At 43.4% G+C, this 10,914-nt stretch carries 7 protein-coding genes; 3 read left to right on the top strand and 4 right to left on the bottom strand.

Features of this window, described 5'->3' with window-relative positions:
- The first annotated feature begins 160 nt into the window (after nucleotides 1-160).
- Entirely contained in the window at nucleotides 161-637 is a 477-nt protein-coding gene (locus GI364_RS24970) for a hypothetical protein (protein ID WP_233095906.1), read from the top strand.
- Nucleotides 638-1,427: 790 nt separating this feature from the next.
- Here the strand turns inward: GI364_RS24970 and GI364_RS21185 are convergent.
- From GI364_RS21185 to GI364_RS21170, 4 genes are all read right to left on the bottom strand, one after another.
- Complete coding sequence (locus tag GI364_RS21185) at nucleotides 1,428-3,689, bottom strand: S8 family peptidase (protein WP_233095905.1); 2,262 nt, start codon at nucleotides 3,687-3,689, stop codon at nucleotides 1,428-1,430.
- Nucleotides 3,690-3,871: 182 nt separating this feature from the next.
- The gene (locus GI364_RS21180) at nucleotides 3,872-4,885 is read right to left on the bottom strand and encodes an AAA family ATPase (RefSeq protein ID WP_198851164.1); all 1,014 of its coding nucleotides are present in this window, start codon (nucleotides 4,883-4,885) and stop codon (nucleotides 3,872-3,874) included.
- Nucleotides 4,886-5,238: 353 nt separating this feature from the next.
- Nucleotides 5,239-5,559 (bottom strand): hypothetical protein, encoded by a 321-nt coding sequence (locus GI364_RS21175; protein ID WP_198851163.1) that lies wholly within the window; start codon nucleotides 5,557-5,559, stop codon nucleotides 5,239-5,241.
- A 112-nt stretch (nucleotides 5,560-5,671) separates the two neighbouring features.
- Nucleotides 5,672-6,139 (bottom strand): GNAT family N-acetyltransferase, encoded by a 468-nt coding sequence (locus tag GI364_RS21170; RefSeq protein ID WP_198854147.1) that lies wholly within the window; start codon nucleotides 6,137-6,139, stop codon nucleotides 5,672-5,674.
- 828 nt (nucleotides 6,140-6,967) lie between these two features.
- On the opposite strand from GI364_RS21170, the gene GI364_RS21165 reads away from it, so the two are divergent.
- On the top strand, nucleotides 6,968-8,605 hold the full coding sequence (locus GI364_RS21165) for an ATP-binding protein (protein WP_198851162.1): 1,638 nt from the start codon (nucleotides 6,968-6,970) through the stop codon (nucleotides 8,603-8,605).
- Complete coding sequence (locus GI364_RS21160) at nucleotides 8,605-10,536, top strand: AAA family ATPase (RefSeq protein WP_198851161.1); 1,932 nt, start codon at nucleotides 8,605-8,607, stop codon at nucleotides 10,534-10,536. The genes GI364_RS21165 and GI364_RS21160 overlap by 1 nt, the downstream gene beginning before the upstream one ends.
- Nucleotides 10,537-10,914: the final 378 nt, after the last annotated feature.

Below are 10,914 nucleotides of genomic sequence, written 5' to 3'. Positions count from 1 at the left end.
TCCAGTGTGTGGACTCCCATTTGAGACGACGAGGCCTGAATACGTTATAACGCCTACGGTTTGTAGTAGGGGTCATGACTTAACGCAAAAGATAGTTTGGAATACTAGTGCAACACTCCTGACAGTTGCCAAGGACTCCCTATTTGTTCTGGAGGGAGGTATGCAGCATATTGGATTAAAGTTTCTAAACGAGTCTTATCGGGAATGGATTAACCAAACGGGGCAGTACAAATGGCAGCATCGAGGTCTAAACGTAGACCTAGACCGCGAGAGATATATCCGGACTGATTACTATGATATTGTACGACAAGAATTTGTAACTCGCTTTGGAAGTGCTTATTTGGACACAGTGAACGCCTCGTTACGACCAGAGGACGAAGTTGAGGGGCAGTATGATAGTTGGCGGTTCATTGGTTACTTTCCCCGTAACGGATGGCATCGACCACATGATTGGCTTTATCGTCTCTTCTTCCATCAACCCCGACAATACGATATACCTATAAAGCACATCTTGCTCATGGAATTCATTGCTGGAAACGTTGTGAATTTCGTTAACGGGCGTAACGTCTTAACGGACGCTGCAAGCTTCCTCCAGAGCATGCAAGAGGCGGCAGCAACCCAAGGCGAGGACTCGTGAAGGTCGAAAGTCGTTCATGGAACCTCTATTTTTGGTGGGGAGTCATCCACCTAATTCTGATCCTTTCATTATGGAGCCTGTTACAGAGAAACCGGGAGAACGTCACTGGCTGGGTGGACGCCAAGATTTCAAATCACAAACGAAGCTATGAACAAAAGAAGGTTAGGAATCCGGCATTATTTGCCGAGCAGGCGTTAACGTAAATCTTAAATTTACGCTTATATCAAACTTAAAGCACGCCCAAGGCAAAGAGAAATGCTGCCACGGCGGGGGCGATATTTTCAAGTAGTTCTCGTGAAAACTGTAGCCATTCCATTACTGGAACATTCCCTTCGTTTAAATTATGCATTCTTATGCTGCCCTGAATGGAGGAATACATACACCAAAGTTGAACCTTAACGGTGAGTCTACTTAAAGTGGAGACAAAGACTGCGAACAGCTTTGTCAAGCCTACGGCCGTGCAGAAGCCGCAGCGTCTAGTGATGACTAAAGTAAGTTCACTCCGGATGACCCAACACGGAAAATGGAATACTAAAACACAGAAAGCGCGGGCTCAGATATTCCGCGTTTTTCATATTTATGCAGTTTCCATTAGCCGTTCTTCTGTCGTTAATGCCCCCGTTAGCTGAAGACGGGAGCCGATGCCTTGAGTCGCACCACCCCCATGCATAAGTTACTTGACGATGCCCTTTTCGGTGTTCACGATTAGCAGCGATGGTGTTTACTAAAATATACACAACACCATAACCATAGCCCTGATAATGATGTTTCATGTCAGGCGTAGCAGCGGTCATCTGATCCGCACGCGTTGCATTACTTCGGTACGAATGGATTCATACAGATTAACTTCCTCAGCGTGCTCCAGCATGACCGAAACACAATAGGATTGACGATAATTCTCATCCCTGATCCATTTGTTTAAATTCATAACAACAAGTGTAATCGGCGTACGAGGCATGTTCTTCGTTTCGCGTTTGTACTCTTTTGACCCCTTTTGATGGCATCCGGACTTTCGGATGTTGGTCCCAGGAATCAGTTCGATTTCATTATTCTTTAGTTCTGGGGGTGTCCTTTCATCATTACCATCTGTCAAATCTACAGTTGCAAATTTATCAACCACGAGACCTGGCTCAACGGAATGAAAGAGCTTAAATTCCAACCGATTACCCAGGTAACTGTCTCCTCTTGTCGCGCGCGTTGGCGGATTAAACGTTAAGGCAACTGATATTTTTTTATACCCTTTAGTTTCAAAGAAACTGCTCGGCAAACCGACGCTAAATGCTTGAACTTGCTTAAGTCCGATGTCTCCTTCATGAAACAGCAAAACACGGTTCTCAAACGAATGAATTGCGCGATTGATATCAGGCACACCATATCCCTGCGTTTGCCAAATTGACTTTAATTGTTGAGTTTCATTTCCATTAAAGCCATCCGTCTTAATCGCCTGCGCAGATTGGAGCAACAAGTTTTTCATCAAATTGGCGGACGCAGTCGGATACCGATTTGCAATTTGCCCAAGAATATGGGTTACTTTTGGCGCAGAAAAACTTGTCCCATAATCAAACGCAAAAAGCCTCTCTGTTGGATCATTAGAAAGGTGTATCATTTTCCCACCGACATTTTCTACTATGCGTCCGTATTGTTCTCGCAAAACAAGATTTCCGCCATAGTGAACAAGTTCAGGCTTCATCATACCGTTCATTCCAAAACCGGAACGCGTAAACGGCGACGGTGCATTTTCCTGAGCAACTGGCGACCAAAGTTCTTCCTCAGTGCGATCCATGCCAACGTTCATGTAGCGATGGCTTGGCGCAATTGAACCGACAGAGATGGACAATGCCGACGATGCGGGATTAATGATTCGAAATGCATCATTTTCGACTAGATAATTCGGAAATTCCTCTAAAATATCGGAAAGCTCCTGACCATATATCTCGCGCGGATCCAGATTCCCGGTCGACACCACGAAAACAACATGTGGGTAATAAACCGCCAGTTCATCAATCAATGCGGCAAGAGGGAATTGGCGACTACTGTGACTTTTAAAAACTTCTTCTTTATTTCCGAACGATAAATTTACAACTTTAATCCGATACGCCTCATTGTCTAAAAAGGACGTAATTGCATCCATTAATTGACGCTCAAGTAGTCTTTCCTCATCGTACGTCGAGTCAAATCCCCCATGCAAATTCTCCACACCATACATCACCTTAGCCGAGAAGAGCCAGTTTGAAGGGAAAAACTCGCGTCGTTCGATACAATCTTCAATTTCCCCATAGATTGCGTTTCCGGCAACCCGTGAGCCATGACCTACTAAATCCTGAGACTCAGATTCCCCTTCTTGAAAATTTTCTTCTCCACCAACAGCATGCTCTAATAATGGATGATTTGAAACGATGCCGGAATCAATGACCAAAACCCCTGTGGCTTCATCAGCAGGGGGAGCGATTTCGAACTCGGATATATCAATACTATTGAAAGAAGTTGGAGAAAACGTAGGAATAAACGGTCGGTCAATTCGAGCAACTTCTTTGAGCGCCAACAATTCCTCAAATATTTCAGCATTCACTTTAACACGCAGCAACACAAACGACCGTGTAACCAACTGATCGCTGATGCGAAACTGGTTGTTTCCTCGGTATTGACTCTTTAGCTGGTCGATAAAAGAGTAGAGTTGGTCATCGTCAATCCGCCATAATTCCACGTTTAAATAGCTCGAATCGCCTACTGTAAGCGGGTGCTTTTGAAGCAATTCGCCAATTTTCTCTTCTCTCGGCACATCTTCAATAGCATCGATGGCGTTGAAGAAATCGTATTTGTGCCCGTTTGGAACTACCCCGCTATATTGTGCAAGCTTATCATTTAAGGTTTGAAATTCCGAATCATTTGAAAATACAACCCAGTACCCCTTCTTGTCCTCTGCCACGGACAGAACAGTCAAGCCGCCTAAAGAATTGAGGGACTTCTCAAATTGAGCGTAATCGACGCTTTGATTGACTTTGATACGGTAAATGAGATGCGGGTCCAGTCGTCCACTGTATTTGGTTTTCAAATCATTATACGAGCGGGCAATGTTGTCTGTTTGGGCTTTCGTTTGTCGATAAAAATCACTCTTCTGCCGACCCTCAGGTGATTGGTATCCCCCACCACCTGGTCGAGGCTTCTTTGGCAAGTCCAGTTGAAACAAAGGTAGTGGCAAATGGTCACGAGCTTCCATGCTATAACAGCACCGCCTTATTCGATTACCTCGGCACCAGCCCGAATCTGATACCGGCTTATATAGCGTAAATAAGCGAACTCCACATCTTCCTTAGATAAAACGTCCATTCCATTTACAATCGCGTGTTTCATCGCTTCCTTGCACATACCCTTCAAGTCTGCCGGACTGAAGTTCTCCGTTTTCGACGCCAAATCCATAATGTCGACAGACTCATGCTTTTTAATGGAATTTAAATATTGTTTGAGTAAACGGTGCCGTTCATCGAACGCTGGTAATGTAAAGTTAATTACTTCATCAAAGCGTCGCCATATTGCAGGATCTAAAATATGTGGATGATTCGTCGCCGCAATAATCAAACTTTCACCATCAAAACCATCAAGCATTTGTAAAAAGTTATTGACCACTCGCTTGATCTCGCCACTTTCGTGGTGATCATCCCTGTTCTTACCAATTATATCAACTTCGTCAAAAAGGACAATCCATACACCATTCTTTATAAACTCGAAAACCTTGCGTAAGTTAGTCGCCGTTTCACCCAAATATGATGAAATGATGGAATCAAACCGAATGTATACCAAAGGGATGTTGAGAACAGAACTTAATACTTGTGCCGAGAACGTCTTGCCAGTGCCTGGAGCGCCGCAAAATAAAACCTTATTCGATGGTTTTAAATTGAACGTTGCCAATATCTCCATGCCCTTGAATTCGCGAATAATTTGCTCCAACACAACTCGATTATCTTCCGGTAAAACAAGTTGATCCCAGCTCAGCTCATGTTCCCCTATCTCTAGTAATGGAAAACCGTTGTCGTTGTCCCTCGGAATGGGCAGGTCAGTCCGATAGCGCTTCATTGCATGGCGATTGTTGACACTCTTGCTGTACAATGCCTCTTTAAGTTCTTTGACGACTAAATTGTGCTTTTTTCGCTTCTCAAGGTCAATGAACTCTTCTGCCAAACGATGAAATTCGTCATCATCACGTTTCGAATAAGCAAGAAAAAGCTTCCTGATAATGTCGGTAGATGTCATTCCATTCACCTCCAATCCAAGTCTAGAGTCCACAATTCTTCCCTTTATTTGAGCCGTTCCTAATTTATCGTTATGTACTGCTGAGCCGCACGCGCTTTCGCTTCATTATGATGTGTTTGACGTCTTTTGTAAATTAAGCTCCACATTTTCTAGAAGGGGAAATTCTGTACCATCGAAGAAAGTATCTGCCCAGTTCAAATGTAACGATGTGTTATATTTTTTAACGCTTCATCTGCGACTAAACTGCCCATTTGCGACGCAAGAGGCGTGCCTTGCAGACTGCATGAACATGCAATCTCAGATCCTGTTAACGGCTTAGAACATGCCCCTCGTTTGTTCAGCCGTACCCGTCTTTAGCCATCGAGATACGCAACCATAACTGCACTAACAATCCAGATAACCACCGTGGGAATGAAATAGAAAACAGCAACACCAGCATCGGTGTTGGGAACTATGTCTTTGACGAAAAACCAGAAGTACCCCCAAAATATAACCAAAGATATGAGACCTTTCACATACGACTGTCCATAGACAAAGAACCCAAGCCCTGGCATCAACAAGTTAGTGACCACGCTGGTACGTAACTTAAACGACCGATGCTTTCGGCTGAGTTCATCGAGTTCCGCGTACAATTCCTTCTTAAGCTCGCTTACCTGTTCTTCGTTAATTGCCACAACACCTCTTTCCTGACAGACTCACTGCAATTAGCTTCGTCATGCTCCTCAACAAACCTGCCCCTTACCTGAACAACGCACATTACAGATCAATGAATTATTATGTATATCGTTACCGACCGTTGTCTGGATGAAGAGCGGATGATTCGATGCGTTTCTCCAAAATGATTTTCGGTTCTCCATGTTTATCTGTATAAGTGCCAACAACATCAAAGCCATGTCTCAAATTCAAAATCAGCATGCTTCTCCACTTGTTCTTGGTCTGAGTCCGTACTACCGTATATCCTTGACTCCTGCACCACTCATGTTGTCTCAGCATAAGTTCTGACGCTATCCCTTGCCCTCGATATTCTGGATGCACACCGCCCAGCCAACTGTAAAACCGAGTTCGACGTTCTTGATAACCGATTTTATATCCAACAACTTGTTGATTAGCTAGGGCAACAAGGATAAGGAAGTTAGGCTTTGAGGACAGTTCTTCTTCAATGGCGTCGGTGCCTTGAGGTCTAAAGATCGTGCTGTGCAATGCGCACATACTCTGGTACCAGTCAGATTCCAGATCCAGATTTATGAAAGACATGTAGTCCAATCAAACACCTCCCCGTGGTACCACAGTTCCAACGACTATTCTGATTTTCCCCAATGAATGGATCTTGCACATTGCTGCCCGTTTCTTCAATAAGGATATCACCGAAAAGTGAATAAGCATGCAGTCATTATGGATAACTGGACGCCGCGTTTTTCTGCAAAATGAAACTGCGGAATACAACCGCTTCCACCCAAGGGGTTGGTCGACCTTTCTCTTGGGGATTAACTGTCTGTCCAGGTAACTTCACACACCGATAATACGTTCAGGCAAACTAATTAACCAGTCCTCTTGTCCCGTATGGTTTTGCGGGGATTTCGACCGAGGAGTTCAAAGGCAGCGACTGCAATCTCATTATATCTCAAACCGTTTAGGTGAAATCCAAAATGAGTTGCGATGTGGACGAGAAAACGGATTTGGTATTTCGGCATGTGTTTTGGGCGAAATCCGAAAGTGCTATCGCCGGTGTATTCGGAGACGCTAACTTAGGTGGGTTTTGTGTTCCGGGGCGGCCGTGTCACACCAAGTGCGAACTACGTCTAGTAATACCAAGGCTTTCGAAGTCGTACATGACCTCGAAAGCCCTGTTTATTAATGCTTAAGGCTATCAAGTGTAAAGTCGATTCGTGCAGGACTTTGTTTTGTAGTGTCGAATACAAAAAATGGAATGTAAAATTTGGGAAATTCAGAACAAGGTATATATTGCGTTGCGTGGATTACCTTCACTCAGTCTCCTCTGAAGATTGCTACTACATTGAGCACATAACGGAAAATCTTGGGGAACTTAATTGGTTCAAGTAGTTTCAGGAAAGGAGCCAAGATATGGATTTGCGACGTAACGAACTGAAGTTTGGAATGGTTAGTAGCGTTGACGGAGGGAAAATTGTCGTTAAGGCTGAACGGTTGTCAGTAGGGAGTCATGATTCAGCGCTACACGCAGAAATCGGGGCTTTCGTCAATTGTGGTAGTTTTCATGGAGACACAATTTGCACCGTGACAAGAGTGTTCATCGAAGAAGTGGAGACACGTGATGGCGGACACCGTGAGAACAGAATTGTGGAACTTGCAATAGTTGGCAGTGTCAATGAACAAGAGAAGTTTACGCGAGGTGTCAGTAAGTATCCCCCCATCACTTGCGACGTGTACTTTCTAAATGGTGATCAAGTCAACAGGTTGTTAGGGATACATGAGGAATCAAATGCGGATGCAAGGTACTTTAAGGTCGGTAGACGCTCAATGAGCGGGGCGGGCGACGCTTTTCTTGAACTTGATAGACTACTTGGGCGACATGTTGCCATTATGGGGACTACTGGCAGTGGGAAAAGTAGCACGGTAGCTCGAATTGCGCAGTCAATATTACGAGATTATCCTCAACCAAGACTGATTTTCTTTGACATTCATAATGAGTACTCAAGCGCTTTTTCTGGAGAGTGGGAGGACAAGACAAATGTAGTTCCCTGGGAAAAGTTTTCACTCCCCTACTGGTTTTTAGACTTTGAAGAGTTCATTGGTATATATTATCCCGAAGCCGGTGGTACGCAGAAGATGTATATTAAGGAATTTATCGAAGCACTAAAGAAGGATAACGTTACGGATGAAACCATTCAACAAAGCATCTCGGTAGATAGCCCTGTGTACTTTGACATGGACTCATTAATCGGGAGGATCAAAGCTAAGAAAGATAGTGAGAAGTCTGAATCAAAGCAAGATCCGTATAATAAAATACTGCTTAAGTTACAGGCTCTTAATGAAGACAATAGGTTCAGGTTCTTAAAACGGGACAGTAGTTCGCAACTGAGTCTTACAGATTATTTTCGCTCGCTCCTAGGGCTCAACGCAGATGACAACACATACGTATCTGTGCTCGACCTTAGTGGTCTGCCTGCTGAAATCCGCACTATCTGTGTTGGAGTCTTAACCCGATTATGTTTTGACTACAGATACTGGGACTTGGATCCTGAATCATTACCGATAGCACTGGTGTTAGAAGAGGCCCATACATACATTCCTGATGACTCGTCATCAGTATATTCTTTATGTCTGGAACGGGTTGAGAAGGTTGCTAAAGAGGGTCGTAAGTATGGACTAAGTCTTATGGTAGTTTCACAACGTCCGTCCAATGTATCATCGACAGTTTTGTCCCAGTGCGGGACATTTATCACCTTACGTTTGACTAATGACTTAGATCAAAACAAAATCAGGAGATTACTTCCTGATATGCTCGGTGAGCAAGCAGATTCGCTATCGAGTCTCAGGGATGGGGAGGCTTTAGTTACGGGAGATGCAGTCGTTCTACCAGGAAAAATCCGCTTTGATGAGCCTGCCCCTCGTCCAAGGAGCAATGATGTTAGATTTCACAAATCCTGGAACGACGGCCCGCCGAACGGATACTCCATTGAACGCCTCATAAGATCTTGGACTACTCGCAACAAGTCGAATGTTCAAAGGGATGATGATTGATGCGTATAAAGGAACTTGAGCTAAACGGTTGGCGTTCGTTCTCCGATACAGAAGGGGTTCATTTGCGTGACTTGAAACGGATCAATTTAATCATAGGACCGAACAATACTGGAAAATCTAACCTTTTTAAGTATTTATACCATTTGCGGGAGATAACTTTTAGACATTTCAAAGATAAAGTGGATCAGCATCAGATAAGCAGCCCCTTCGATAACTATGGTAGTTTGAACTCCATCCCAGAGGCGTTTAGCATCCAGAACACATGGAAGTTTGATGGATGCGAAATCGTTTCCAAAATTGCACTAGATGAATTACCCCATGTATGGTCAGGTAGAGAACCGACCCTTCATAGATCGGTAGTACCAATAGTTCTTCAAGCCCGCCATAACTGTTCAAGTAAGCTGTCATGCCTCTCTGTACTATATGGCAACATACCATTGCTTGAAGAGTTTAAAGCAACCGATGGGGGCACGCCTAAATTACTAAATCCAGATACCATGGAGTATGAAAACCCCAAAGAGGGAATGCAATACCCGAATGATACCTACGATTATTGGTTAGCATTTCTGCACAGTCTAGTGTTCGTAGACCCCGTGCGGCACTTCGCAAGATCGTCATGGGATGCAGGTGAGAGTGATTTTGACGGTAGCGATATCGTTCGTCAAATAATAGAAATTAGAAATCACCAAGATGACGAGTGGGCTGACTTTAAGGAAATGCTAGAACGCTGGCTCAAAAGCATCTTAGATGAACCGATGTTCCAGCTTGATCCAAAAGACTCGGAGTTGCGCTTTTACATAACAAGGGGAGGAAAAAGAATATCGGCTGACTTGTCACATCTCGGTACAGGTGTTGCACAAATGATTATGTTATTAGCGTACCTCTTCCTTAACAGAGACAAATCGTTAAATGTGTTTATAGAAGAACCGGAGAGTAACCTACATCCAGAGGCAGTCATTCAATTAGTTCGGGTAATAGAGCAGAATTTCCCCAACCACTGTATGTTCATAAGTACACATTCGTCGGTCCTTGTGGACCAGGTCAACGACGGATGGAGTGTATATCGGGTTTCACGAAAGGAGGATAAGTACACAACTATATCGCCTTGCCACGAGGTCGTGCAGAAGTTCCGACTGCTCGATGAACTAGGGATCAGACCATCACAACTGCTTCAGAGCAACGTCGTAATTTGGGTTGAAGGGCCAAGTGATCGGACGTACATTAAAAGATGGATAACGTGTCGGTCTTCTGAGCTGATTGAAGGAAAACACTACACGTTTATGATGTATGGTGGTTCCAACCTATCTTCATACGATTTTCTTGGTGAGGAAGAGTACATAGATATTCTAAAAACAAGTCGATATGCTGTAGTTGTATGTGATTCTGATCTAGATTCAGAACACGAGTCGCTAAAGCAAAGGGTTCAAAGACTACAAACCCATTTAAATCAAAGCGCAACCGAGACTGGAGCTCAGTTATCTGACTATGTAAAACTTTGGATTACACAAGGACGCGAAATTGAGAACTATATTCCAGGTGATATTCTTTATAAAGTTATGTTCGGAGAAGAAATGTCACGACACTATTTGGAAATTAATGGTGAGAGAAAGGACTTATCCTTAATCTCCGACTTCGATTTTTTATTTGGACAGTTTGATTCGTTTGATGAGATCTGCGCAGCACAATACACATTTGCGGATGGTACTTGCCTAGATACGACAGGCCATAAAAAAATTGCCTCCGATCTTGCAAGTAAAAAAACAAAAACCGCCAAGCTTGTTTCTGATCATTGGACTGAGGAATCTTACGTGGCTCATGATTTGAGTGACAAAATTGAGGAATTAATTACATTTATCAAGCGCGCAAATTTACTCGAAGAGAGAACAGACACTAATATGTCTAATACCCAGTTAGAAAAGGTAACAACTTGATTGTAATAAATAATCATCTGATTTAGGATCTTGATTCTCGGAAACTGCTGAAGGTAACAACCTGAATTGTAAATTTGAAATGAACCGATCCTCAAAATCCTAAGACCTACAAGGAATTATAAGTAACAACTTGATTGTAATGCTACAGTTTGTTGTGGGTTATAACTGCAAGTGGCACAAGAAGTATTTAATACTGACACTGACGTATAACTTTAGATGACACCGTTTGCTCTGTCCCGCCATGGCACAATGATTGCCATGGCGGGACTTTTGTATACCCTTTAATACAAATTGCATTATGTAATAATTCACCGGAATGTTGCAATTCATACAAGCGTGGTTAAGCAATCTGTGTTGTAACAAATGGCATAACTCGGT

The organism is Alicyclobacillus sp. SO9, from assembly GCF_016406125.1.
Taxonomy (GTDB): Bacteria; Bacillota; Bacilli; order Alicyclobacillales; family Alicyclobacillaceae; genus SO9.
The sequence above is the reverse complement of the archived record's forward strand: the minus strand, read 5'-3'. Positions and strand labels throughout refer to the sequence as shown.

Coding starts and splice junctions, on each gene's coding strand:
- GI364_RS24970 (WP_233095906.1), top strand. CDS start 161: ATGCAGCATATTGGATTAAAGTTTCTAAACGAGTCTTATCGGGAATGG.
- GI364_RS21180 (WP_198851164.1), bottom strand. CDS start 4,885: ATGACATCTACCGACATTATCAGGAAGCTTTTTCTTGCTTATTCGAAA.
- GI364_RS21170 (WP_198854147.1), bottom strand. CDS start 6,139: ATGTCTTTCATAAATCTGGATCTGGAATCTGACTGGTACCAGAGTATG.
- GI364_RS21165 (WP_198851162.1), top strand. CDS start 6,968: ATGGATTTGCGACGTAACGAACTGAAGTTTGGAATGGTTAGTAGCGTT.
- GI364_RS21160 (WP_198851161.1), top strand. CDS start 8,605: ATGCGTATAAAGGAACTTGAGCTAAACGGTTGGCGTTCGTTCTCCGAT.